Below are 24,625 nucleotides of genomic sequence, written 5' to 3'. Positions count from 1 at the left end.
TCATGGCTGAAGCACTCTCTGCCGATTACCTCGTCATCGGCTCCGGCATCATAGGCTCTTTGGCCGCGCGCAAGCTGGCGCTGGCGGGCGCCTCGGTGCTGATCCTGGAAGCGGGTCCGCGCGTGTCGCGCGGCGAAATCGTCGCCCGTTTCCGCAACACGACGCGCCGCAGCGACTGGATGTCGCCGTATCCGTCGGTGGCCACGGCGCCGCACCCGATCTACCAGCCGAAGGATAACGGCTACCTGGTGCAGGCGGGGCCGTATCCGTATCCGGCCGAATACATCCGCCAGTTCGGCGGCACCTCGTGGCATTGGGCCGCGCAGGCGTGGCGCAACGTGCCGAACGATTTCCGCATCCACACCTTGTATGGCGTGGGCGTCGACTGGCCCATCAGCTATGAAGACCTGGAGCCGTTCTACCAGGAAGCGGAAGAGATCATGGGCGTCTCGGGCGCGGAGAACACGGGTTCGCCGCGCAGGCAGCCATTCCCGATGGACTCCGTGACGGAGCCGTACGCCATGCGCCGCATCCGCGAGCGCCTCGACCCGTCATTCAAGGTGGTCGGCAATACGGTGGCGCGCAACAGCGTCAGCTACGATGGCCGTCCGGCCTGCTGCGGCAACAACAGCTGCCAGCCGATCTGCCCCATCGACGCGCAATACCACGGCGGCATCGCCGCGCAGCAGGCGGAAGACGCGGGCGTCAGGATCGTCTGCAACGCCAATGTCTACAAGCTGGAACACGACGCGCAGGGCCGCATCACGGCCGCCTTGTACTACGACGTGGATAAAAAAAGTCACCGGGTCACGGCCAAGACCTTCATTCTGGCCGCCAACGGCATCGAAAGTCCCCGTTTGCTGCTCGTTTCCGCCACGGACAAGTACCCGAACGGCCTGGCCAACAGCAGCGACATGGTGGGCCGCAACCTGATGGACCACCCGAGCACCTCGATCACCTTCGACGCCGATGAAGACCTGTGGCTGGGCCGGGGTCCGCAAAGTCCCAATTCCATCAACACCATGCGCGACGGCGACTTCCGCAGCCAGCATTCGCCATACCGCCTGGATTTCACGAACATCTCGCGCGTCGATGGCGCGACCAGGGAGTTGATCGGCAAGGGCGTGTTTGGCGCCGAATTCGAACAGCAGCTGCGTTTCCGCTCGGCGCGCGAAATGAGCCTGAAAAACGTGCTGGAAGTGCTGCCGAACCCGGAAAACCGCATTGCCCTCAGCAGCGAGAAGGATGCCATGGGCATTCCCAAGCCGCAGGCGCATTATGCGATCGACGAGTACACGAAACGGGGCCACGAGCGCTCGAAGCAGGATTTCGAGCAGATCGCCAGGCTGATGGGCGGCACCAATCTGCGCCACAGCAAGGAAGGCGTGTTCGCCAACAACCAGCACATCTGCGGCACCCTGTCGATGGGTTCCGATCCGGCCAAGGCCGTGTGCGACCAGTGGGGCCGCACGTTTGATCATGCCAACCTGTTCCTGTGCAGCACCGGCGTGCTGCCCACGTCCGGCACCTGCAATTCGACGGAAAACGGCCTGGCCGTGGCGCTGCGCACCGTCAAGCATATCCTCGACGAACAGCAGGGAGGAACGGCATGATGGCGACCTTCAGAATGGCGGCCGGCGCCGCCTTGCTGGCACTGGCCTTGCCCGTGCTGGCGGCGAACGCCCCTGGCGCCGACGTGCAGGCCATCGAACGTGGCCGCTACCTGGCGACGGCGGGCGACTGCATCGCTTGCCACAGCGTCCCTGGCGGCAAGCCGATGGCGGGCGGACTGGCCCTGGCCACGCCGCTGGGGGCCATTGTCGCCACCAACATCACGCCGTCGACAACGCACGGCATCGGCAACTACACGCTCAGGCAGTTTTCCGACGCCGTGCGCCATGGCGTGCGGGCCGACGGCGCGCACCTGTACCCGGCCATGCCCTACACGGCCTACGCCAAGGTGACGGATGACGACACGGCCGCCCTGTACGCCTACTTCATGCATGGCGTGTTGGCGGTGGACACGGCGCCGGCAACACAGACGGACTTGCCGTTCCCGTTCAACATCCGCCTGTCGATGGCGGGCTGGAATTGGCTCTTCCTCGACAAGAAGCCGTTCGTGGCTGATGCGGCCAAGAGCATGGAGTGGAACCGCGGCGCCTACCTGGCGCAAGGGCTGGCCCACTGCAGCACCTGCCACACGCCGCGCAACGCGCTGATGGCCGAGCAGCTGTCGAAACAGCTGGGCGGCTTTGATCTGGGTACCTGGTTTGCGCCGAACATCACCTCGGACGCCAACAGCGGCATCGGCAGCTGGAGCCAGCAAGACCTGGTCGATTACCTGCGCACGGGCCGCGCCGCGCACCGGGGGCAGGCTGCCGGACCTATGGCCGAAGCCATCGACCATAGCCTGAAGCACCTGAGCGACGCAGACCTGAGCGCCATCGCGCACTACATCAAGAGCGTGCCCGCCATCCGCGACAAGGCGGATACGAAACCGGTGACGCAATGGGGCCAGGCGGGCGATGAGCTCAATGCGATCCGCGGCGTGCCGCTGCCGCAAAACCTGAACAGGATGTCGGGTGCGCAGCTGTACGATGCGCAGTGCGCCAGCTGCCACCAGGCCAGGGGCGAGGGCAGTTTCGACGGCAGCTTGCCGCCTTTGTTCCACAACTCGGTGACGGGCCGCAGCAACAGCAACAATCTGGTGATGGCGATCCTCGATGGGGTGGAGCGGCAGGATGGCAAGGGTAATCATACTGCGGGACACCTGATGCCCGCCTTCCGCCAGACCCTGTCGGACGAGCAGATCGTCACCCTCGGCAATTACGTGCAGAAGATGTATGGCAACCCTGACGTCAAGGTGACGGCGCAGCAGGTGACGACCCTGCGCAACGGCGGCGCACCGTCGAACCTGATCGGTCTGGCCCGCGCCGGCATCATCGTCGGCGTGCTGGTGCTGCTGGCCTTGCTGCTGTGGTGGCGGGGACGGCGTCGCAAGGCGGCGTAAGCGTCCAACCGCAGCAAAGGCCGGGGCCAGACTGGAAAGTCTGGCCCTTTTTTTTGCCCCTCAATTGCAACTCGTTTGCATATGCGGAAATTATGTACTATCATGAGTTACATGAGACGCGACAGCAAACTATCATCGATCCTCCATGTGCTGCTGCACATGGCCCACGCGGGACGCCCGATGACGTCCGGGGAACTCTCCGGCTGCCTGGACACCAACCCCGTGCTGGTGCGGCGCGTGATGGCCGGCTTGCGCGAACGCGGCTACGTGGCCTCGGTCAAGGGCCATGGCGGCGGCTGGCGCATCGTCTGCGATCTGCACCGCGTGACCCTGCAAGACATCTACGTGGCCGTCGGTTCGCCCACCATCTTCGCCATGGGCAACCGCGTCGACCAGCCGGGCTGTCTGGTGGAGCAGGTGGTCAACCAGTCGCTGGCCGGCGCCTTCGACGAAGCCGAGGCGCTGCTGATCCGGCGCTTCGGCGCCGTCACCCTGGCCGACCTGGCCGACCGTTTCAGCCAAGAATACGCCATACATCGAGGAGCACTGCATGCCCATTCCTGAATCGCCCGGCATTCCGTTCGACGCCATCATCGTCGGCGGCAGTTACGCCGGCCTGTCCGCCGCCACGCAACTGGCGCGCGCCCGCCGCCGCGTGCTGGTGATCGACGGCGGCCAGCGCCGCAACCGCTACGCCAGCCATTCCCACGGTTTCCTGACCCAGGACGGCAGCGGGACGGCCGCCATCGCCGCCGAGGGCAAGGCGCAGCTGCTGGCGTATGCCACCGTCACCTGGCTGGACGGCACGGCCGTGCAGGCGGCGGCCAGCCGTGATGACGATGGCTTCGACGTGACCCTGGCGGACGGCAATGTCGTTCACGGCCGCCGCCTGGTGCTGGCCACCGGCGTGATCGACGAGCTGCCGCCCGTCGATGGCTTGTCCCAGCGCTGGGGCGGCAGCGTCTTTCACTGCCCCTATTGCCACGGCTATGAACTGCAGCAGGGCGCCATCGGCGTGCTGGCCACGGGGCCCCTGTCCATGCACCATGCGCTGATGCTGCCCGACTGGGGCACGGTCACCTTCTTCCTGAATGGCGCGTTCGAACCCGATGCGGCGCAGCTGGCGCAACTGGCCGCGCGCGGCGTCAAGCTGGTGCGCACGCCCGTGGCGCGGATCGACGGCGTAGCCGACGTGGTCATGGCCGACGGCAGCCGCCATGCGATGGCCGGCCTGTTCGTGGCCACCCGCACCCGCCTGGCCAGTTCCCTGGCCGGCGAATTGGGCTGCGCGCTGGAAGAGGGTGCCATGGGCCCGTTCGTGAGCACCGACGAGCAAAAGGCCAGCAGCGTGCCCGGCGTCTTTTGCTGCGGCGACGCGGGCCGCATGGCCGGCAGCGTGGCGTTCGCGGTGGCCGATGGCGCCATGGCGGGCGTGGCGGCGCACCGTTCGCTGATGTTCGGGCTGGATCAGGCGGCAAAACCGCCGTCGATCTTCAGCCCCGCGCCCGTGACGAAGGCCGCTTCGTCGCTGGCCAGGTAGGCCACCATGCCGGCGATTTCATCGGCCGTGCCGTGGCGGGGCAGTGCCATCAGGCCGTGCATCAGGTCGGCGAAGTCGCCCGTGGGCGGGTTCATGTCGGTGGCGACGGGGCCAGGTTCCACGTTGTTGATGGTGATGCCGCGCGGACCCAGATCGCGCGACAGGCCTTGCGTCAGGCCGCTCAGCGCCGATTTGCTCATCGCGTAGGCGGCCGCGCCGCCGAACGGCATGCGGTGCGCATTCGTGCTGCCGATGTTGATGATGCGCCCGCCCGTTGGCATGTGCGCCACGGCCGCCTTGATGGCCACGAACACGGCGCGCACGTTGACGGCAATCGTCTTGTCGAAGTCCGCCAGCGAAAAATCATCGATGGCGCCGGGCAGGAACACGCCCGCGTTGTTGACGAGGATATCGATACGGCCAAACTGCGCCGCCACCTTGGCGATGGCCGCCGTCAGGGCCGCGGCGTCGGCCGCATCGGCCTGCACGCCCAGCGCCTTGCCGCCGGCCGCTTCCACCTTGGCCGCCAGCGCCTGCGCTTCGGCGGCCGAACTTTGATAGGTGAAGACGACATTGGCGCCCTGGCTGGCCAGGCGGCGCACGATGGCCGCGCCGATGCCGCGCGAGCCGCCCGTCACAAAGGCGATCTTGTTCTGCAGTGACTGGGTATGGTTGCTTTGGGTTTGCATGATGGGCTTTCTGTGTGAGGAGTCGAGGAATTCAGTATCCATGCTTCATTCCTGCCGCGCTAGCCATGAATTGCTACAATCACTTTCAACTAAAACGATCAAATGAGCGGGTAGAATAGGCGCATGGACGCCCTCAATCATTTGCAATCGTTTGTGCTGTCCGCCGAACTGGGCAGCTTTTCGGCGGCCGCGCGCCGCCTGGGGCTGACGCCGGCGGCCGTCAGCAAGAACGTGGCGCGGCTGGAAGCGAGCCTGGGATTGCGGCTGTTCCAGCGCAGCACGCGCCGCCTGACCCTGACGGAAGGGGGCGAGCGCTTCCTGCAGCAGATAGCCGGCGCCCTGTCCACCTTGCGCGAGGCGATCGCCGGCGTGGCGGAAGAGGGCGGCCAGCCGGCCGGTATACTGAAAATCAGCATGGCGCCGTCGTTCGGGCGCAGCTACGTGGTGCCCTTGCTGGGCGAGTTCATCGCGCGCTATCCGGGCGTCATCCCCGACTGCCATTTCGACAACCGGCAAGTGGACTTGATCGGCGAGGGCTTTGATGTGGCCATCGGCGGCGGCATCGAGCTGACGCCCGGCGTGGTGGCCCGTGAACTGGGCCACGCCCTCGTCGTCGCCACGGCGTCGCCCGCCTTCATGCGAGGGAAACGCATGCCCGCCCATCCTTCGGACCTGGCGCAACTCGACGGCGTGGCGCGCCGCTCGGCCGGCAGCGGCAGATTGCGCAGCTGGATACTGCGCGACGGCTCGGGCGGCGAAGGCGTGGCCGAATGCCGGCCGCGCGCCATCTTCGACGACCCGGACGCGATGGCGCAGGCAGCCATCATGGGCGTCGGCGTGGCGCTGCTGCCCATGCCGCACGCGCTGCCCCACTTGCGCAGCGGCGCGTTGATCCGCCTGCTGCCCGGCTGGCATGCCGATTCCGGCCCCCTGTCCGTGTACTATGCGAGCAAGAAGCTGCTGCCCGCAAAGACGCGCGTCTTCGTCGACTTTTTGCTGGAGCAGTTCCGCCAGCGCGATTTCGCCGCGCAGATGCGGCCCGATTAAACAAAGAAAAATTCTCATGCCTGATAACTACAGTCTGTTTTACACCTTTGACGGCGATCAGCCGGCCCACTTCCAGGAAGCGCGCGTATTCGGTTCGACCGTCTGGACGGCCAGCGGCGCGGCCATGACCTGGGGCGCAGAGACGCGCACGCACTACGCCAGCGAAGCCGAGGCGCATGCCGCGTACGCCGCTCGGTGCCAGGCGGCGCTGGCCGATGGCTACGCGCTGGCGCGCACGAGCCTCATCGATCCGGCCGTATTCGATTTCGCGCAGCTGCAAACCCTGGTGGCGCACGCCGCGCGCCTGGCTGTCGATGCCGTGCGCCGTGCGCATCCCGAGCAGCACATCGACGCCTTCGCGCTGGTGAGCGACGACAGCGCCATGACCATCGGCCCCATGGCGAACAGCCGCGAAGCGCTGGCCGCCTCGGAATACGGCGAAGAGATGCTGTGGAACCCGGCCGAGTGGGCGTTTGACGAGGGCGGCGCCTACTTCGACAGCGCCTACCGCTTGCTGCTGCAGGCGCACCGCGGCTTGCCGTTCGACGTCGCATTCGCCACCTTCCGCGCCGGCGTGTTCGATGCCTGCATCGCGGCGCTGGCGCAGCTCGACACCGAAGGCTGTTTCGGCACGGGCGCGCAGCGCGATCAAGCCGTGCTGCTGTTCGAGGTCAGCGACAGCGAGCCGGTGGAAGGCGCGCTGGCGAGTTTGAATCCGCCGGCGGTGGTGGCGCGTTACGAGGCGTGGATGGCCAGTTGGGCCGATTAGCGGCTAGGCCGCCACCAGCCTTAATCTCGTAATCTCCGCCGGCGCGCCGATGCGCTTGGGCGGACCCCAGTAACCGGTACCGCGGCTGACATAAATCCACAGGCGGCCGCGCTGGTGCAGGCCCGCCACGTAAGGCTGCTGCAGCGGCACGAACAGATTCCATGGCCAGAATTGTCCCCCGTGCGTGTGGCCCGACAATTGCAGGTCGTAGCCGGCCGCTTCCGCCTCGGGCGCGCTGCGCGGCTGGTGCGCCAGCAGGATGCGGGGGATATCGGCCGGCGCGCCGGCGATGGCGCCCTGCGGGTCGCTGCGTTGATCCGGATCGAAGGCTGCCGCATTGAAGTCGGTGACGCCGGCCAGCGTCAGGCGCGCGCCGTCGTGTTCGAGCACCGCATGTTCGTTCATCAGCACGCGCAAGCCCAGGCGGCGGAATTCCGCCACCCACGGCGCGGCGCCCGAATAGTATTCGTGGTTACCCGTGACGAGGAAGACGCCGTGGCGCGCCCGAAGCTCGCCCAGCGGCGCCGTATGGCTGCCCAGTTGCGCCACCGTGCCGTCGACCACGTCGCCGGTGATGGCGATGAGGTCCGCCTGCAGGCCGTTGGCGCGCGCGACGATGGCGTCCACGTAGGCGCGCTTGATGGTGGCACCCACGTGGATGTCGCTCAGCTGCACGATGCTGTAACCCTGCAGGGCGGCCGGCAGGCCGGCGATCGGCACCGTCACTTCGCGCACGCGCGCCACACGGCGGGCGTTGACGAAGCCAAGGACGGTGGCCAGCAGCGCCAGGGCGAGCGCCGCCACGGCGGAGGCCTGCGCATGCGGGCGGGCGGCGGGAACCAGCATCAGCAGTTCGCGCAGCACGGTGAGCACGAACAGCGAGGAAAAAAAGCCCATGCACAGCGAGCCGGCCCAGCTCAAACGGTCGGCCAGGCGCGCATCGTTGGTGACGGCGCGGGCGAAGATGGTCATCGGCATGAGCATGGTCGACGCCAGCAGGAGCAGCCCGCCCAGCAACCAGCCGGCCAGGCCGACGGGCAGCGCTGGCAGCAGCAGCCAGCCCAGCAGGGCATGCAGGGCGCCCAGTATCATGGTGATGCGCAGCAGCGGCGTGCGGGTTTTCATGTGATGGTTCCAATGGTGGGGTGCCCGGCGCGGCGGATGCGATGCGGCGCCATCGCCGGCCGCCGATTATAGCCGACGCCTCGGCAACAGGCAGCCGGCCACCCCGCTCATGGCGTGATATGCAGCCCCAGCATGGCCAGCTTGCCGAAATCGACAGGCTTGGCGAAGTGCTCGTTGAACCCGGCCTGCAGGGCCGCCTGGCGGTCGTGTTCCTGGCCATAGCCGGTCAGCGCCACGAGCTGGAATTGCTGCGGTATCGGCAGCTGACGCAGTTTGCCGGCCACGTCGTAGCCGCTCATGTCGGGCAGGCCGATGTCGAGAAAGACGATGTCGGGCTTGAATTCCAGCGTGCGCTCGGTCGCTTGCGCGCCCGTGTAGGCCGTGCGCACCGTGTGGCCGTACATTTCCAGCAGCTCGGCCAGGGTGTCGGCCGCATCGCAGTTGTCGTCGACGACGAGGATGCGCTGGCTGCCGCCGCTGGCCGCCTCGGGTGCCGGCGCGGCGGCCGGCACTGGCACGTTGGCGTCGAGGGGCAGGATCACTTCGAAGGTGCTGCCCAGCCCCACGCCGGGGCTGTGCACGCTGACCTGGCCGCCGTGCAAGGTCACCAGGGTGCGCACCAGCGACAGGCCGATGCCCAGGCCATCCTGCACCCGGTCGGGCGAATGGCCGCTCTGCTCGAACAGGCCGAAGATGCTGTCGATGCTGGCGGCGGCGATGCCGATGCCGTTGTCGCTCAGGCGAATGCGCACATTGTCGTCTTCGCGCGCGGCGGAAATCGCGATGCGTCCGCCCGGCGCCGTGAACTTGGCCGCGTTGAGCAGCAGGTTGGCGACGATCTGCGACAGGCGCACGGCGTCGCCGCAGACCCACAGTTCTTCCTTGGGCAGATGCACGTCGAGCGCATGGCCGCGCGCCTCGATGCTGTGCGAACTCGTTTCCAGCGCGCTGCGGATGACGCTGGGCAGGCTCACGCTTTCCCACTGCAGCGAGATCTTGCCCTGCGAAATGCGCGACACGTCGAGCAGGTCGTCCACCAGGCGCACCAGGTGGTCCGTGTGGCGGCCGATGGTGCGGCGCGCATTGTCCTGCACGGCCGGCACGACGGGATCGAGCTTGCACAACAGGGCCAGCGCCGTGCGGATGGGGCCCAGCGGATTGCGCAATTCGTGGGCCAGGGTGGCCAGGAATTCATCCTTGCGGCGGTCCACGTCGCGCAGCGCGCGCTCGACCCGGCCCAGGCGCAGCAGCGCCTTGACGTTGGCGATCAGTTCATCGGCCTCGATCGGCTCGACCAGGTAATTGTCGGCGCCGCCATCGAGTGCGCGGATCTTGTCGGCCGTGCCGATGCACGATGCCGACGTCTGCAGCACCAGAATGGTGTTCGTCTCGGCGCCGCCCTTCAGTTGGCGGCACACTTCCAGGCCGTTGATGTCGGGCAGCTTGACGTCGAGCAGGATCAGGTTCGGGCGGTCCTGGCGGGCGCGCAGCAGCGCGTCGCCGCCGTTCGAGGCTTCGATGACCTTGAAGCCGGCGCGTTTGAGGATGCGCGACTTGGCGTAGCGTGCGCCATCGCTGTCATCGACGTTCAGGATCAGAGCATCGCTGTTGTTATCCGGTAGCATGCGCATTGTCCCAGGTGGTTGTGCCTTGCGGCGGAACCGGCTCTTGCCGGTGATGTTGGTTGCCGATCAGCGCGCGCAGGGTCGCCAGCAATTGCTGGCGCGACAGCGGCTTGACGTAATAGGCGTCGGCGCCCAGGGCCAGGCCCTTGCGCACGTCGTCGATCTCGGTGGCGACGATGACGGGCACCTGGCGCCGCAGCGGGTCGTTTTTCAGCTCGGCCAGCCAGTGCCAGGCCGTTTCGCCGTGCAGCAGGATGTCGAGGATGACGGCGGCGGGGCGCTGCTGTTCCCAGCGTTCCTGCGCCTCGCGCACGCTGCGCGCGGGGACGACGCGAAATTCGCTGCCGGCCAAGAATTTTTCATACAGCAGGCGCACGGGCGGATTGTCTTCCACCACCAGCACGCCGATGCGCTGGTCGTTGCCATTGTCGTTGGCGGGCGCGCTCGGCGGCAGGCTGCCCTCGGGCGCATGGTAGCTGGCGGGCAGGACGACGGAAAACAGCGAACCGTGGCCTGGCGTGCTTTCCACGGACACCGTGCCATTGAGCAGGGTGGCCAGGTTGCGGCACAGGGGCAGGCCCAGGCCCGTGCCCTTGACCTTGCGCTGCATGTGGTTTTCCACCTGGCTGAATTCCTCGAAGATCAGCTGCACGTCCTCGGCATCGATGCCCAGGCCCGTGTCGGAGACGGAAAAGCGGATGGCGTCCTGCTCCGGCAAGGGCGTGGCGCTGACGACGATGGCCCCGGCCTCGGTGAACTTGAGGGCGTTGGAGATGAAGTTGCGCAGGATTTGCGACAGCTTGCCTTCATCCGTATGGATCTGCAGCGCCGGATCGGGATCGATGAAGGTGAGCGTGAGCGTATCGGACACCAGCAGCGGGCGCAGCATGCCGCGCAGGGCGCTGAACAGGTCGGCCACCTGGAAGCTGTTGGCATGCACGTCGACCTTGCCCGCCTCGATCTTGGCCAGGTCCAGCAGGTCGTTCACCAGGTCGCTCAGGCTGACGGCGCTTTGCAGGATGAACAGCACCTGCTTTTCCTGTTCCTCCGACAGCTCGCCGTCGATGCGGTCGAGCAGCAGCTTGGACAGGGCGCGGATGGAGCTGAGCGGCGTGCGGAATTCATGGCTCATGTTTGACAGGAAGCGCGATTTCATCTGGTCGGCGCGGCGCAGGTGGTCGGCTTTTTCATCGAGTTCCGCGAACAGCGCCACCACGCCCCGGTTGGTGTCTTCCAGCTCGCGCGTCAGTTGCAGCAGGTCTTCCTGGCGCGTCTTCAGTTCGGCCAGGGTGCTCATGAGTTCGCGGTTCTGCTGCTGCACTTCGGCCAGCGTGATATCCGATGGCAGCGCCTGCAGGCTGCCGGACAGCGTGCCGATGCTTTGCCCGTCGAGCAGGGGCGCGTCGCGCGGGAACAGCTTGTGCAGCGTGATCTGCGTGCCGTCGCCGGGCGCGCTGTGGATATGGCAGCGGTCCATCAGGCGCTGCGCGCCCAGGATGCCCAGGCCCATGCCCGTGGGCGAGCGGTAGGTGCCGGCCAGTATCCGGTCCAGCTGCGCGATGCCGGGGCCCTGGTCCTCGATGCGGATGCTGAGCACCTGCGGCGCCGTCTGGCCATCGATGGCGAAATGCACCTTGCCGCTGCCCGCGTAGTTGTAGACGTTGCGCGCCAGCTCCGACACGGCCGTGGCGATGCGCACCTGGTCCTGCACGCCGAAGCCGCACAGGGCGGCGATCTGCCGCGCGCGCTGGCGCGCCCCCACCACATCGAGTTCGCTGCCGATATGGGCCGTCAATATGCGTTGTGTCATGCCGCACCTGTCCCTTCTGCCGTTACAGCTTGATGTTCCTCATGTTCGCGCAGCACCACCACCGTGACGTCGTCGCGCCCGCGCGAAAAATCGCGGTACAGCACGGCGGCGATGAGGCTGGGGTGGCATTGCGCCAGGCCAGGATACTGTTCCAGGTCCCAGCGCGTGTGCAGGCCGTCCGAGTGCATGATCAGGGTCGTGCCCAGCTGCCACGGATAGCAGAATTCCTGCACCTTGCGCAGATTGCTGCCGACGATGCCGTTATGCGACAGCAGATGCCGGCGCTGCTGCGCGTCGAAGGCGCAGGCGGCAATGTTGCCCACGCCGGCATAGCGCAGTTCGCGGCGCGCGCTGTCGATGTGCGCCACGGCCAGCGCCGCGCCGCGCGTGGTGCGCAGCGCGCCGTGGGCCAGTTCGATGAAGGGGGCGGGCAGGGGCGGCAAACCGGGCGTGTCGTGTTCCAGCAGGGCGCTGGCGCGTTCCGACGCGCGCGCCGCCAGCGGGCCGTGGCCCAGGCCATCGGCCACCATCAGGCTCAGTTCATGGCCTTCGCACACGACGTTCCAGGCGTCGCCGCACACCTGTTCCGAGGCCAGCGGCAGGCACACGGCGCCGATGCGCCAGTTCGGGTGGGCGGGAATGGCGCTGCTGGCGTGCTGGCCCCAGACCACCACCATCAGCACCGTGCCCTTGCCGGGCGCCGTGTACAGGTCGAATTCCTGGCCCAGGCGGCGTATCGCGCCCAGTCCCACGCCGTAGGTGCCCGTGGTGGAATGGCCGTCCTGCATGTGCTGGCGCACGTTGGACATGCCGGGACCGTTGTCGATGGCCAGCACCTCGATGCCGCTGGTGCCGCCGCGCAGCACCTTGCGCAGCAGGATCTCGCCGCGCTGCGCATGCTTGACGATGTTGGTGGCTGCTTCGCTGATGATGATGGCCAGCTGGCCCGTGCGCACGTCGTCGAAGCCGATGCGGCGCGCCAGTTCGTTGCCGGCGCGGCGGGCCGCGGCGATCTCGCTCGGTTCGCCGATGGGAAAACTTCTTTGCCTGAGAATGTCAGGCTGTGGTTCCTGGTGGTTCAAAACAGCTTCCATTTCGCGATGGTGACGGTGGTGCCCGCGCCGGGCGCCGTGTCGATGTGAAATGCGTCGGCCAGGCGCTTGGCGCCGCCCAGCCCCAGTCCCAGCCCGCCGCCGCTGGTGTAGCCATCGGTCAGCGCCAGGGGTATATCGTCGATGCCCGGTCCCGCGTCGACAAAGCGCAGTTCCAGTCCCTGGCGCGCGCCATCGCAGACGCGCGCGATGCGCGCTTCGCCGCCGCCGCCGTAGCGCAGGGTGTTGCGCGCCAGTTCGCTGGCCGCCGTGATGATCTTGGTCTGTTCGATCAGGCCAAAACCCATGGCGACCATGCTGTCGCGCACCTGCTTGCGCAAGCGCACGACGTCTTCGTCGCTGTGCAGGGGCAGGATCTGCTGCACACCGGCCTGCGCCCGCTCCTGTGCCTGCGCGCCTAGCACGGCACCCCCGTCATGCGCCGCTCCGTTCCAGCAGCTTGATGCCCCGCTCCACGTTGAGCGCCGTGCTCACGCCTTCCAGGGTCAGCCCCAGTTCCACCAATGTGATGGCGACGGCCGGCTGCATGCCGACGACGACGGTGCGGGCGTCGAGGATTTTCGCCATCGCCGCCGTGTTGCTGATCATGCGGCCGATGAAGGAGTCGACGATGTCGAGCGCGGAAATGTCGATCAGCACGCCCGTGGCGCGGTCCGTCACGATGCGGGAGGTCAGGTCGTCCTGCAGGGTCATCGCCAGGCGGTCATGCATGTCCACCTGGATCGTCACCAGCAGCAGCCGGCCCATGCGTAAAATGGGGATTCTTTCCATAGGCGCCTCAGTGTTGTTGCTGCTGGTAGGTGATGCTGGAACCCGTGCGCTTCAGGGCCACGACGAAGGCGTCGGCCAGGGTGGCCTTGGTCATCACGTCTTCCAGGTTGACGCCCAGGTGCACGATGGTTTGCGCGATCTGCGGGCGGATGCCGCTGATGATGCAGTCGGCGCCCATCAGGCGCGCCGCGGCGATGGTTTTCAGCAGGTGCTGCGCCACCAGCGTGTCGACGGTGGGCACGCCCGTGATGTCGATGATGGCGATCAGGGCGCCCGTGTCGACGATCTTTTGCAGCAGGCTTTCCATCACCACTTGCGTGCGGGCGCTGTCGAGGGTGCCGATCAGGGGCAGGGCCAGCACGTTTTGCCACAGCTGCACCACGGGCGTGGACAGTTCCAGCAATTCCTGCTGCTGGCGCAAGATCACCTGTTCGCGCGCCTTCTGGTAGATGGCGATGGTCAGCAGGCCCAGCTCGTCGAACAATTTGCTGGTGCTGACGATGGCGTCGCCCAGCTGCTCCGGCTGCGCCGTGATTGCCTTGCGCAGGTAGGCGAACAGCGGTTCCTTGAGGGCGAACATGAAGCTGGCCGTGTCGATCGGCGAATAGCCCTGGCGCACGCGCGACTGCGATATTTCGGCGAGCAGCTGGCGCGTGTCGTCCCAGGCGCCGCCTTCAATGTCGAACGAGTCGCCGCTTTCCAGCGCGCCCGCCAGCAGCGGCAAAAATTGCGATGCCTGCTGGCGCAGCTCGTTTTCGGCGATCTTGTCGCGCCGCACCAGGCGGGCGATCAGGCCGGCCATCCAGCCGTCCAGCAGTTCCGTGTGGTGCTCGTTGATGATGCCGGCCAGTTGCTGCGCCTGGCCCATGCCCGTCTTGATGTTCATACTGATCCTTCGCTGGAGTGGAGGGTGCGGCACGGCCGCAAACGGGCCCGCGCTGAGATGAATAAATTATAGGCAGACATGGCCGTGGCTTGTGTTCTGTGCCGCACATAGTGGCGCATGTCGATGCACATTCCTGCCGGAAACATTGACGTCTTCACCTGGACCATTAAAGATGTAGATTATTTGCATGTTTAAGCGGATTCCGCTACACTGGCAGCACTCAACAAGAGAATCACGCCATGAATATCGACAAATTCAAACAGCAGCACCTGGCCATCCTGGCCGCCATCGATGACTTGCGCCGGCTGGCGCGCGGCGGTGTCGCCGCGCAGGCGCAGGCCATCGCCGAACAGATCGTCGCCATGAGCGGCTTGATCAAGCTGCACCTGGCCGTCGAGCAGCGCTACCTGTATCCGGCCGCGCAGGCGTCCGGCGTGGCCAGGGTGGCCCAGCTGGGCCGCCGGTACGAACACGAGATGCACGGCATCGCCGGCGCCTACCTCGATTTCGCCGGCCGCTGGAATACGCCCGTGCGCCTGGCCGCCGAGCCGGAAGCCTTCCGCAGCGAAGCCAATACCGTGCTGCACGCGCTGTTCCAGCGCATGCGCCGCGAAGACCACGAGTTATACCCGGCCGTTGAAACACTGGCCTGAAACCGCTTACTAATAGATACAGGAGTTTTACATGCTGACCCCAGAACAACGCGCCATCATCACGGCCACCGTCCCCATCCTCGAGCAGGGCGGCGAAGCGCTGACGCGCCATTTCTACAAGAATCTGTTCCGCGACCATCCCGAGGTGCTGCCGTACTTTAACCAGGCGCACCAGCACAGCGGCGACCAGCAGCGCGCGCTGGCCAATGGCGTGCTGATGTACGCCAAGCATATCGACCAGCTGGAAGCGCTGGGCGACCTGGTGGCCACCATCGTCAACAAGCACGTGGCCCTGCAGATCCGCGCCGAGCACTATCCGCTGGTGGGCGCCAGCCTGCTGCAGGCGATCCGCGAAGTCCTGGGCGAAGAGGTCGCCAGCGACGCCGTCATCGGCGCCTGGGGCGCGGCCTACGGCCAGCTGGCCGACATCCTGGCCGGCGAGGAAGGGCGCATCTACAAGGCGCAAGCGGCCGCGCCGGGCGGCTGGAGCGGCGCGCGCGACTTCACCGTGCGCGGCAAGACGGTGGAAAGCGGCGAGATCACGTCCTTCCTGCTGGCGCCCGCCGACGGCCAGCCCGTGCTCGACTTTGCGCCAGGCCAGTACATCGGCGTGCTGGTCACGGTCGACGGCGTGCCCATGCGCCGCCAGTACTCCTTGTCGGCCGCCAGCAATGGACAGACCTACCGCATCAGCGTCAAGCGCGAAGAGGGCGGCAAGGTGTCGAATTTCTTCCATGACCACGTGCAGGCGGGCGACACGGTGCAGCTGACGCCGCCCTCGGGCGACTTCGTGCTGACCGAGAGCGACAAGCCGCTGGTGCTGATCAGCGGCGGCGTGGGCATCACGCCGACCCTGGCCATGCTGACGGCGGCCCTGCGCGGCAAGCGTCCCGTGCATTTCATCCACGCGGCGCGCCACCACGGCGTGCATGCGTTCCGCGCGCAGATCGACGAACTGGCCGCGCGGCACCCGCAGCTGCAGCGCTATTACTGCTACGCGGAACATGCAGGTGAGCAAGACGCCCCGGACGCCGTCGGCTTGCTGGATAAAGAGCGGCTCGGTCACTGGCTGCCTGAATCGCGCGACGTCGATGCCTATTTCCTGGGGCCGCAGCCGTTCATGCGGGCCGTCAAGCGATACCTGCGCGAACTGGGCGTGCCGGAACGGCAGACGCACCATGAATTCTTCGGACCGGCTGCCGCGCTGAACTGACCTTGTCGGCCTGGTGTTGCTCCGGCGAGAAAAAAACGCCGCCGTAAGGGGCGGGTAAGCCTCGCACCGTATCGTGAATGCAAGCTCGACAATAAAAGAGCAGGTTTTTACATATAACGGAGGCAACACATGCATGACGATCTGGTGCAACAAATCAAGCGCGATCCCAGCTACCATCAGCTGGTCAAGGTGCGCTCGCGCTTCGGCTGGGCTCTGACGGGCCTGATGATGCTGGTGTATTACGGCTACATCCTGCTCATCGCCTTCGACAAGGAATTTCTTGCCGCCAAAACGGGCGCGGGCGTGATGACATGGGGCATGCCGATCGGCCTGTTCGTCATCGTGTTTACCGTGGTCATCACGGGCATCTACGTGCGCCGCGCCAACAAGCAATTCGACGACCTGACCAGCGCCATCCAGGCACGGGTGCAGGCATGAGCGCCGCCAAGCATGCGCTGCGCGGCGTGGCCAGCCTGAGCGCGCTGGCCTTGCTGGGGGCCAGCAATGCCGCGTTCGCAGCCGGCGCCGACCTGGGCCAGGCGGTCAAGCAGCCCACCAACTGGACGGCCATCATCATGTTCGCCGTCTTCGTCATCTTTACCCTGTTCGTCACCAAGTGGGCGGCCAAGAAGACCAAGTCGGCTTCCGATTTCTACACGGCCGGCGGCGGCATCACGGGCTTCCAGAATGGCCTGGCCATCGCGGGCGACTATATGTCGGCCGCATCGTTTCTCGGCATTTCCGCCGCCGTTTTTTTGAACGGCTACGATGGTCTGATCTATGCCATCGGTTTTCTCGTCGGCTGGCCCGTCATCACCTTTTTGATGGCCGAGCGCCTGCGCAACCTGGGCCGCTACACCTTTGCCGACGTGGCCGCCTACCGCTTCAAGCAGGCGCCGATCCGCATTTTCTCGGCCTCCGGTACTCTCGTCGTCGTGGCGTTTTACCTGATCGCGCAGATGGTGGGCGCGGGCCAGCTGATCAAGCTGCTGTTCGGCCTCGAATACTGGATCGCCGTCGTCCTGGTCGGTACCTTGATGATGATCTACGTGCTGTTCGGCGGCATGACGGCCACCACCTGGGTGCAGATCATCAAGGCCGTGATGCTGCTGGGCGGCGCCACCTTCATGGCCGTGGCCGTGCTGGCGCAATTCAACTTCAGTCCGGAAGCGCTGTTCGCCAAGTCGGTGGACGTGCACGCCACCAAGGAAGCGATCATGGGCCCCGGTTCCTTCATCAAGGACCCGATCTCGGCCATTTCCTTCGGCATGGCCCTGATGTTCGGCACGGCCGGCTTGCCGCACATCCTGATGCGTTTCTTCACGGTGCCGAGCGCCAAGGAAGCGCGCAAATCCGTGTTCTGGGCCACCACCTGGATCGCCTATTTCTACATTCTGACCTTCATCATCGGCTTTGGCGCCATCGTGCTGGTGAGCACCAATCCCGAGTTCAAGGACGCTGCCGGTAAATTGTTAGGCGGTAACAACATGGCGGCCGTGCACCTGGCCAAGGCCGTGGGCGGCAACGTCTTCCTCGGCTTCATGTCGGCGGTCGCGTTCGCCACCATCCTGGCCGTCGTGGCCGGTTTGACCCTGTCGGGCGCGTCGGCCGTGTCGCACGACCTGTATGCCACCGTCATCAAGAAGGGCAAGGCCACGGGCGCCAACGAGTTGAAGGTGTCGCGCGTGACGACCATCGTGCTGGGCATCATCGCCGTGGTGCTGGGTATTGCGTTCGAGAAGCAGAATATCGCCTTCATGGTCTCGCTGGCCTTCGCCATTGCCGCCTCGGCCAACTTCCCCGTGCTGTTCATGTCGGTGCTGTGGAAAGACTGCACCACGCGGGGCGCCACCATCGGCGGTTTCCTGGGCTTGACCACGGCCGTGGCGCTGACGGTGGTGTCGAAGTCCGTGTGGGTCGACGTGCTCGGTCATGGCGAAGCGTTGTTCCCGTACGCTTCGCCGGCGCTGTTCTCGATGACGGCGGGCTTCGTCGGCATCTGGCTGTTCTCGGTGCTCGACAAGAGCCCGCGCGCGCACATCGACCGTGCAGGCTATGAAGCGCAGCAAATGCGTTCGGAAACGGGCATCGGCGCGGCAGGCGCCAGCGCGCATTGATGTTTTGGTAGTTGCTGCAGCAAACAATGCCCGGTTCGCCGGGCATTGTTGTTTTTGGCGCGCTTACTTGACCCTTACTTTGCCACGCGCAGGGGAATCACGCCGGTCGCCAGCGCCGGTGCGCCCGGCGCCGCTTCGAGTATCGATGCCAGGGTCACCGTGTCGAGCACGGCCAGGAAGGCGGCCGTGGCCTGGCCCAGCTTGGCTTTCAGCAGGCAATCGGGCGTCAGCGGGCAGGTATTGTTTTCCTTGTTGAAGCACTCGGCCATGAAGAAATCGCTTTCCGTCTCGCGTACCACCGTGCCGATATTGATCTCGGCCGGGTCGCGCGCCAGGCGCAGGCCGCCGTTGCGTCCACGCACGGTTTCCACGATGCCCGACAGGCCCAGCTGGTGCACCACCTTCATCAGGTGGTTTTTCGAAATCGCATGCAGGTCGGCGATGTCCTGGATGGTGACGAGGCGGTCGCGGTGCACGCCCAGGTACATCAGGGTGCGCAGGGTGTAGTCGGTATAGGCAGTCAGTCGCATGGGCATCGTTCATAAGATGTGGATTACATCCTTGTTTCATCCGCAGCATACAGGAGAGCGCGGGCCCTGTGTGTTGCGCCGTCACTTTTCAGCCTCGAAAGACAAAAGTTGATTGCCTTTCGCCTAAATGCGTAGTAAATTTTCATATTGTTGCCATGGCAAACAGCTCGCAAGCCCCTGCCGAGCCCTTTGGGCATGGATTTTATTGATGAAAATCAAGAGGATGGTGAAGCAATAAGGTAAATTTACTACAAAAATCGGATGATGGGCGTTTCCCGGGCCGGGGAGCGCGTACTACGCAATCTGTGCGGTGCCGCCGTGGCCGCCCCAGGAAATGAATACCATGCAAATGAATGAAGTGAAAGACGAGCTGCTGAGCAGCGATATCCGCCAGCTGGGCCGTCTGCTGGGCGACGCCATCCGCAACCATCTGGGCGACCCCGCCTTCGAGCGCATCGAACATGTGCGCCAGTTGGCCATCCGTTTCCGCCGCGACAATGATGAAGCAGCGCGCGCGCAGCTGTCCGATGCGCTGCAAGCGCTGTCGCAGGAAGAAACCACGCAATTGACGCGCGCTTTCAGCTATTTCTCGCTGCTGGCCAACATTGCGGAAGATCAACACCACATCCGCCGCACGCGCGCCCACTTGATCGCCGGTTCGCCGCCGCGCCAGGGCAGTCTCAGCCATGCCGTCGGCAATGTGTTTGACGCGGGCAAGGCCGATGCGCTGGAAACTTTCTTTGAAGATGCGTTTGTCAGCCCCGTGTTCACGGCCCATCCGACGGAAGTGCAGCGCAAGAGCATCCAGAATTGCCAGATGGCCATCGCGCGCCTGTTGAGCGAGCGCGACCGCGTGCAAATGACGCCGGAAGAGGCGGAGCAGAACGAAGAAGCTCTGGGCCGCGGCATCGTCACCCTGTGGCAAACGCGTTTGTTGCGCACGAGCAAGCTGTCCGTCATGGATGAAGTGGCCAATGGCCTGTCGTTCTACGACCACACGATCTTGCGCGAACTGCCGAAATTGTATTCCTCGCTGGAAACGATGCTGGCCCAGCGCGATGCCCGCTGGGAAGATGCGGAATTGCCCAATTTTATGAAGGTCGGCAGCTGGATAGGCGGCGACCGCGACGGTAATCCCTTCGTCACGGCCGACATCCTGCGCAGCACCCTGCAGACGCAGGCGGACAAGGTGCTCGATTTTTACCTCGGCGAATTGCGCAAGCTCGCTTCGCAACTGTCGCTGGCGCAAATCCTCAATGCCTGCAGCGAGCCGCTGCGCGCGCTGGCCGAGCGTTCGGCCGACGCGTCGCCGCACCGCGTCGACGAGCCGTACCGCCGCGCCCTGCATGGCATCCACGCGCGCCTCGATGCCACGCGCGTGGTGCTCTCCAACAAGGGTAGCAATGCGGGCAAGCAAGCCGACGGCGTGCAGCCTTACGCGGCCGCCGCCGAGCTGCTGGCCGACCTGGACGTGGTCCAGCATTCGCTTGTCAGCAATGGCTTGCGCGTACTGGCGCGGGGCCGGCTGCGCCAGCTGCGCCGCGCCGTCAAGGTCTTCGGCTTTTCGCTGGCGCCGCTGGACTTGCGCCAGAATTCCGACGTGCACGAGCGCGTCGTGGGCGAACTGTTCGCCGGCGCCCAGCCGGGCCTGGTCTACCTGGACCTCGATGAAGAGCAGCGCATCAGCTTGCTGCTGGCCGAGCTGGAATCGCCGCGCCTGCTGGCGTCGCCGTATGCACAGTACTCGGAAGAAACGACGTCCGAACTCGACATCTTCCGCGCCGTGCGCGCAGCCCACGTCAAATACGGCAAGGAATCGGTGCCGAACTGCATCATCTCGAAGGCGGCCAGCGTGTCGGACTTGCTGGAAGTGGCCTTGTTGCTGAAGGAAGTGGGTCTGCTGCGCCAGGACCGCCGCGAAGTGGACGTCAACATCATTCCCCTGTTCGAAACGATCGACGATTTGCGCGCCGGCCCCGCCATCATGGCGCGCGCCTTCGGCTTGCCGTTCTACCGGGGCTTGCTCGCGTCGCGCGCGGACCAGCAGGAAGTCATGCTCGGCTATTCCGACAGCAACAAGGACGGCGGCTTTCTGACCTCCGGCTGGGAACTCTACAAGGCCGAGATCGAGCTGGTGACCGTGTTCAAGGAATACCGGATCAAGCTGCGTTTGTTCCACGGCCGCGGCGGTTCCGTGGGCCGCGGCGGCGGACCCAGCTACGAAGCCATCCTGGCCCAGCCTGCCGGCGCCGTGCAGGGACAGATCCGGCTGACGGAGCAGGGCGAAGTCATCACGGCCAAGTATGCGAACCCGGAAGTAGGGCGCCGCAACCTGGAAGTGCTGGTGGCCGCCACCATCCAGTCGACCCTGCTGCCGCAGGCGCAGCTGCAGCCGAAGGCGTCGGCCGGCGCGGGCCATTTGGCCGCCATGGAAGAACTGTCCGGCACGGCCCTGAACGCTTACCGCGACCTCGTCTACGGCACGGACGGCTTCGAACAGTATTTCTGGGAATCGACGGTGATCGCGGAAATTGCCGCGCTGAATATCGGCAGCCGTCCCGCCTCGCGCAAGAAATCGACCTCGATCGAGGATCTGCGCGCCATTCCCTGGGTCTTGAGCTGGGCCCAATGCCGCTTGATGCTGCCTGGCTGGTTCGGTTTCGGTTCCGCCGTGCAAGCCTACCTGGCCGCCCATCCCGCCGATGGGGCCGACGTGCTGCGCGGCATGTACACGGATTGGCCCTTCTTCACGTCCTTGCTGTCGAACATGGATATGGTCCTGGCCAAGAGCGACATCGCCATCGCCGGCAAGTATGCGGAACTCGTCAAGGACAAGGCCTTGCGCGACGCCATCTTTACGCGCATCCGCGCCGAATACGCAGCCACCTTGGCCGCCTTGAAGCTGATCACGGGCCAGGAAGAGTTGCAGCAAGCCAATCCGCTGATGCAGCGCTCGATACGCAACCGTTTCCCGTACATCGATCCGCTCAACCACGTGCAGGTGGAGCTGTTGAAACGCTTCCGCGAGGGCAAGCAGGATGCGGCGGCGCGCACGGGCATTCATTTGTCGATCAACGGCATCGCCGCAGGACTTCGCAATAGCGGTTAATTGATTCATTCAAACAAGATCAAGGAGACAGCATGACCATCAAAGTTGCCATCAATGGCTATGGCCGCATCGGCCGCAATGTCTTGCGCGCGTTTTATGAAGGCGGCAAGCAGCAGGATATCGAGATCGTCGCCATCAACGACCTGGGCGACGCCAAGTCGAATGCGCATCTGACGCGCTACGACACGGTGCACGGCAAGTTTCCCGGCGTCGTCACCATCGATGGCGAGAACATGCTCGTCAACGGCGACCGCATCCGCGTCTTCGCGCAGCGCGACCCGGCCCTGATTCCATGGGGAGAGTTGGGCGTTGACGTGGTGCTCGAATGCACAGGTTTCTTCACCACCAAGGAAAAAGCCTCGGCCCATTTAAAGGGCGGGGCGAAGAAAGTCATCATTTCCGCGCCGGGCGGCAAGGACGTGGACGCCACCATCGTGTTCGGCGTCAACCAGCACGTGCTGAAAGCCACGGACACGGTCATCTCGAATGCCTCGTGCACGACGAATTGCCTCGCACCCTTAGTCAAGCCCCTGAACGACGCCATCGGCATCGAATCGGGCCTGATGACCACCGTGCATGCCTACACGAACGACCAGGTCTTGTCCGACGTGATGCATGAAGACTTGCGCCGCGCCCGTTCGGCCACGCATTCGATGATCCCCACCAAGACGGGCGCGGCCGCGGCTGTCGGCCTGGTCTTGCCGGAACTGAATGGCAAGCTCGATGGTTTCGCCGTGCGCGTGCCGACGATCAACGTGTCGCTGGTCGACCTGTCCTTCATCGCCAAGCGCGACACCAGCGTCGAGGAAGTCAATGCCTTGCTGAAAACGGCGTCGGAAGGCGCGCTGAAAGGCATTCTCACATACCAGACGGAACCGCTCGTTTCCATCGATTTCAACCACAACCCGGCCTCGTCGAACTTCGATGCGACCCTGACCAAGGTCTCGGGCCGCCTCGTGAAAGTGTCGTCGTGGTACGACAACGAGTGGGGCTTCTCGAACCGCATGCTCGACACCACGGTCGCCCTGATGGCGGCCAAGTAAGAAAGAACCAGCGCTGATCCAGCGCACCAGGACGGCCGGCCCACAAGGCCGGCCCTTGCAGCAGCACGAACTTTATAGAAAGCAGCACACCATGACCATGCAAGTACAGCAACGCGCCACCAAGATCGTTTCCACCATCGGCCCCGCTTCGAACGATATCGATACCCTGGTCCGCATGTTCAAGGCCGGCGTCGATGTCGTGCGCCTGAACTTCTCGCATGGCAAGGCGCAAGACCATATCGACCGCGCCCGCATGGTGCGCGAAGCGGCAGCCCTGTGCGGCCGCGAAGTGGCCATCATGGCCGACTTGCAAGGCCCGAAAATCCGCGTTGGCAAGTTTGAAGAAGGCAAGATTTTCCTGGAAAACGGCGCCAAGTTCATCCTCGACGCGAAATGGGGCGAAAACGGCGAGCTGGGCAATATCGAGCGCTGCGGCCTCGACTACAAGGAATTGCCGCGCGACTTGCGCGCTGCCGACGTGCTGCTGCTCAACGACGGCCTCATCGTCTTGACGGTGGACAAGGTCGTCGGCAGCGAAATCCACACGACGGTGAAAATCGGCGGCGAATTGTCGAACAATAAGGGCATCAACCGCCAGGGCGGCGGCTTGTCCGCGCCAGCCCTGACGGCGAAAGACATGGAAGACGTGAAAACGGCGATGAGCTTCCAGGCCGATTACGTGGCCGTCTCGTTCCCGAAAAACGCCACGGACATGGTCATGGCGCGCCAGCTGGCCAATATCGCCGGCGAAGCGTGGGACCACAAGCCGATGATGATCGCCAAGATCGAACGGGCGGAAGCCATTCCCGCGCTGCAGGAAATCCTCGACGCCTCCGACGGCATCATGGTGGCCCGTGGCGACCTGGCCGTGGAAGTGGGCAATGCGGCCGTGCCGGCCTTGCAAAAGCGCATGATCAAGATGGCGCGCGCGTCGAACAAGCTGGCCATCACGGCCACGCAGATGATGGAGTCGATGATCGTCAATGCCGTGCCGACCCGCGCGGAAGTGTCCGACGTGGCGAATGCCGTGCTCGACGGCACGGACGCCGTCATGACGTCGGCGGAAACGGCCTCGGGCCGCTACCCGATCGAAACGGTGGAAGCCATGGCCGCCATCTGTCTGGATGCGGAAAAGTGGGATACCTGCAAGCTGGATGCCGATTTCCTCAACTCCACGTTCTCGCGCATCGACCAGTCGATCGCCTACGGCGCGCTGTTTACAGCCCACCACCTGCGCGTGAAAGCCATTGCCACGCTGACGGAATCGGGCTCCACGGCCCTGTGGATGAGCCGTTGCAACATCGACATCCCCATCGTCGCGCTGACCCCGAGCGTGGGCACGCGCCGCAAGCTGGCCCTGTACCGCAACGTCAGCACCCTGGAACTGACGTCCGGCACCGACCGCGACAAGGTCTTGCAGCAGGCGGAAGATTTGCTGCTGGAACATAAAGTCGTGGCCAAGGGCGACACCGTCGTGCTGACCTGGGGCGAACCGATGGGCAAGGTGGGCGGCACGAATGCGCTGAAGATCATGAAGATCGGTCAGCACTAAATCGTCCACTGGTGCCGGTTCCCG

At 65.1% G+C, this 24,625-nt stretch carries 22 protein-coding genes; 13 read left to right on the top strand and 9 right to left on the bottom strand.

The genetic code is table 11. The features are described 5' to 3' along the window. Positions 1-2 precede the first annotated feature (2 nt). The 4 genes from AC07VH_RS03950 to AC07VH_RS03935 all read left to right on the top strand — a co-directional run bounded on the left by AC07VH_RS03950 (position 3) and on the right by AC07VH_RS03935 (position 4,550). Positions 3-1,613: a GMC family oxidoreductase gene (locus AC07VH_RS03950; protein WP_494786852.1), complete on the top strand. Its 1,611-nt coding sequence runs from the start codon at positions 3-5 to the stop codon at positions 1,611-1,613. Next, positions 1,610-3,010 (top strand): c-type cytochrome, encoded by a 1,401-nt coding sequence (locus tag AC07VH_RS03945; RefSeq protein WP_494786851.1) that lies wholly within the window; start codon positions 1,610-1,612, stop codon positions 3,008-3,010. Before AC07VH_RS03950 ends, AC07VH_RS03945 begins: the two co-directional genes overlap by 4 nt. A gap of 111 nt (positions 3,011-3,121) precedes the next feature. Then, entirely contained in the window at positions 3,122-3,574 is a 453-nt protein-coding gene (locus AC07VH_RS03940; RefSeq protein WP_494787114.1) for an RrF2 family transcriptional regulator, read from the top strand. Further along, the gene (locus AC07VH_RS03935) at positions 3,561-4,550 is read left to right on the top strand and encodes an NAD(P)/FAD-dependent oxidoreductase (protein WP_494786850.1); all 990 of its coding nucleotides are present in this window, start codon (positions 3,561-3,563) and stop codon (positions 4,548-4,550) included. The genes AC07VH_RS03940 and AC07VH_RS03935 overlap by 14 nt, the downstream gene beginning before the upstream one ends. Here AC07VH_RS03935 and AC07VH_RS03930 read toward each other — a convergent pair. Then, a complete protein-coding gene (locus AC07VH_RS03930) occupies positions 4,478-5,239 on the bottom strand; it encodes an SDR family oxidoreductase (RefSeq protein WP_494786849.1) in 762 nt (253 codons plus the stop codon). The two genes, AC07VH_RS03935 and AC07VH_RS03930, sit on opposite strands and share 73 nt — an antisense overlap. A gap of 123 nt (positions 5,240-5,362) precedes the next feature. Between AC07VH_RS03930 and AC07VH_RS03925 the strand changes: the two genes are divergently transcribed. After that, entirely contained in the window at positions 5,363-6,286 is a 924-nt protein-coding gene (locus AC07VH_RS03925) for a LysR family transcriptional regulator (RefSeq protein WP_489627105.1), read from the top strand. Positions 6,287-6,302: 16 nt separating this feature from the next. After that, on the top strand, positions 6,303-7,055 hold the full coding sequence (locus tag AC07VH_RS03920; protein WP_494786848.1) for a DUF4303 domain-containing protein: 753 nt from the start codon (positions 6,303-6,305) through the stop codon (positions 7,053-7,055). A gap of 3 nt (positions 7,056-7,058) precedes the next feature. Here the strand turns inward: AC07VH_RS03920 and AC07VH_RS03915 are convergent, their stop codons facing one another. The 7 genes from AC07VH_RS03915 to AC07VH_RS03885 form a co-directional block, all read right to left on the bottom strand. Further along, positions 7,059-8,180, bottom strand: a complete 1,122-nt coding sequence (locus AC07VH_RS03915; RefSeq protein ID WP_494786847.1) for a metallophosphoesterase — start codon at positions 8,178-8,180, stop codon at positions 7,059-7,061. Positions 8,181-8,287: 107 nt separating this feature from the next. After that, positions 8,288-9,805 carry an ATP-binding response regulator gene (locus tag AC07VH_RS03910; protein WP_494786846.1) on the bottom strand — a complete coding sequence of 506 codons (1,518 nt, stop codon included), beginning with the start codon at positions 9,803-9,805 and terminating at the stop codon, positions 8,288-8,290. Next, a complete protein-coding gene (locus tag AC07VH_RS03905; RefSeq protein WP_494786845.1) occupies positions 9,792-11,615 on the bottom strand; it encodes an ATP-binding protein in 1,824 nt (607 codons plus the stop codon). The genes AC07VH_RS03910 and AC07VH_RS03905 overlap by 14 nt, the downstream gene beginning before the upstream one ends. Next, on the bottom strand, positions 11,612-12,697 hold the full coding sequence (locus AC07VH_RS03900) for an ATP-binding SpoIIE family protein phosphatase (RefSeq protein ID WP_494786844.1): 1,086 nt from the start codon (positions 12,695-12,697) through the stop codon (positions 11,612-11,614). The genes AC07VH_RS03905 and AC07VH_RS03900 overlap by 4 nt, the downstream gene beginning before the upstream one ends. Beyond that, on the bottom strand, positions 12,694-13,131 hold the full coding sequence (locus AC07VH_RS03895; RefSeq protein ID WP_305059390.1) for an ATP-binding protein: 438 nt from the start codon (positions 13,129-13,131) through the stop codon (positions 12,694-12,696). The genes AC07VH_RS03900 and AC07VH_RS03895 overlap by 4 nt, the downstream gene beginning before the upstream one ends. Before the next feature lie 10 nt (positions 13,132-13,141). Then, entirely contained in the window at positions 13,142-13,498 is a 357-nt protein-coding gene (locus AC07VH_RS03890) for an STAS domain-containing protein (RefSeq protein ID WP_489627111.1), read from the bottom strand. Between the two features lie 7 nt (positions 13,499-13,505). Continuing rightward, a complete protein-coding gene (locus AC07VH_RS03885) occupies positions 13,506-14,384 on the bottom strand; it encodes an STAS domain-containing protein (RefSeq protein ID WP_475414954.1) in 879 nt (292 codons plus the stop codon). Between the two features lie 239 nt (positions 14,385-14,623). On the opposite strand from AC07VH_RS03885, the gene AC07VH_RS03880 reads away from it, so the two are divergent. The 4 genes from AC07VH_RS03880 to AC07VH_RS03865 all read left to right on the top strand — a co-directional run bounded on the left by AC07VH_RS03880 (position 14,624) and on the right by AC07VH_RS03865 (position 18,367). Further along, entirely contained in the window at positions 14,624-15,037 is a 414-nt protein-coding gene (locus tag AC07VH_RS03880; RefSeq protein WP_475414955.1) for a hemerythrin domain-containing protein, read from the top strand. Between the two features lie 31 nt (positions 15,038-15,068). Next, the gene (gene hmpA, locus AC07VH_RS03875; protein ID WP_494786843.1) at positions 15,069-16,250 is read left to right on the top strand and encodes an NO-inducible flavohemoprotein; all 1,182 of its coding nucleotides are present in this window, start codon (positions 15,069-15,071) and stop codon (positions 16,248-16,250) included. Positions 16,251-16,379: 129 nt separating this feature from the next. After that, on the top strand, positions 16,380-16,688 hold the full coding sequence (locus AC07VH_RS03870; RefSeq protein WP_086139238.1) for a DUF485 domain-containing protein: 309 nt from the start codon (positions 16,380-16,382) through the stop codon (positions 16,686-16,688). Beyond that, positions 16,685-18,367, top strand: coding sequence for a cation acetate symporter (locus tag AC07VH_RS03865; protein ID WP_494786842.1), 1,683 nt, complete (start codon positions 16,685-16,687; stop codon positions 18,365-18,367). Before AC07VH_RS03870 ends, AC07VH_RS03865 begins: the two co-directional genes overlap by 4 nt. Before the next feature lie 74 nt (positions 18,368-18,441). On the opposite strand, the gene AC07VH_RS03860 is transcribed toward AC07VH_RS03865, so the two are convergent. Next, entirely contained in the window at positions 18,442-18,897 is a 456-nt protein-coding gene (locus tag AC07VH_RS03860) for an RrF2 family transcriptional regulator (protein ID WP_494786841.1), read from the bottom strand. Positions 18,898-19,240: 343 nt separating this feature from the next. Here AC07VH_RS03860 and ppc point away from each other — a divergent pair, with 343 nt between their 5' ends. From ppc to pyk, 3 genes are all read left to right on the top strand, one after another. After that, on the top strand, positions 19,241-22,006 hold the full coding sequence (ppc, locus tag AC07VH_RS03855; RefSeq protein ID WP_494786840.1) for a phosphoenolpyruvate carboxylase: 2,766 nt from the start codon (positions 19,241-19,243) through the stop codon (positions 22,004-22,006). Between the two features lie 32 nt (positions 22,007-22,038). After that, positions 22,039-23,049 carry a type I glyceraldehyde-3-phosphate dehydrogenase gene (gap, locus tag AC07VH_RS03850; protein WP_475414960.1) on the top strand — a complete coding sequence of 337 codons (1,011 nt, stop codon included), beginning with the start codon at positions 22,039-22,041 and terminating at the stop codon, positions 23,047-23,049. Between the two features lie 91 nt (positions 23,050-23,140). Further along, a complete protein-coding gene (gene pyk / locus AC07VH_RS03845) occupies positions 23,141-24,601 on the top strand; it encodes a pyruvate kinase (RefSeq protein WP_494786839.1) in 1,461 nt (486 codons plus the stop codon). Positions 24,602-24,625 lie beyond the last annotated feature (24 nt).

This window comes from Janthinobacterium sp. GW821-FHT03C10, assembly GCF_059420865.1.
This window is presented reverse-complemented; position numbering and strand designations above follow the sequence as displayed.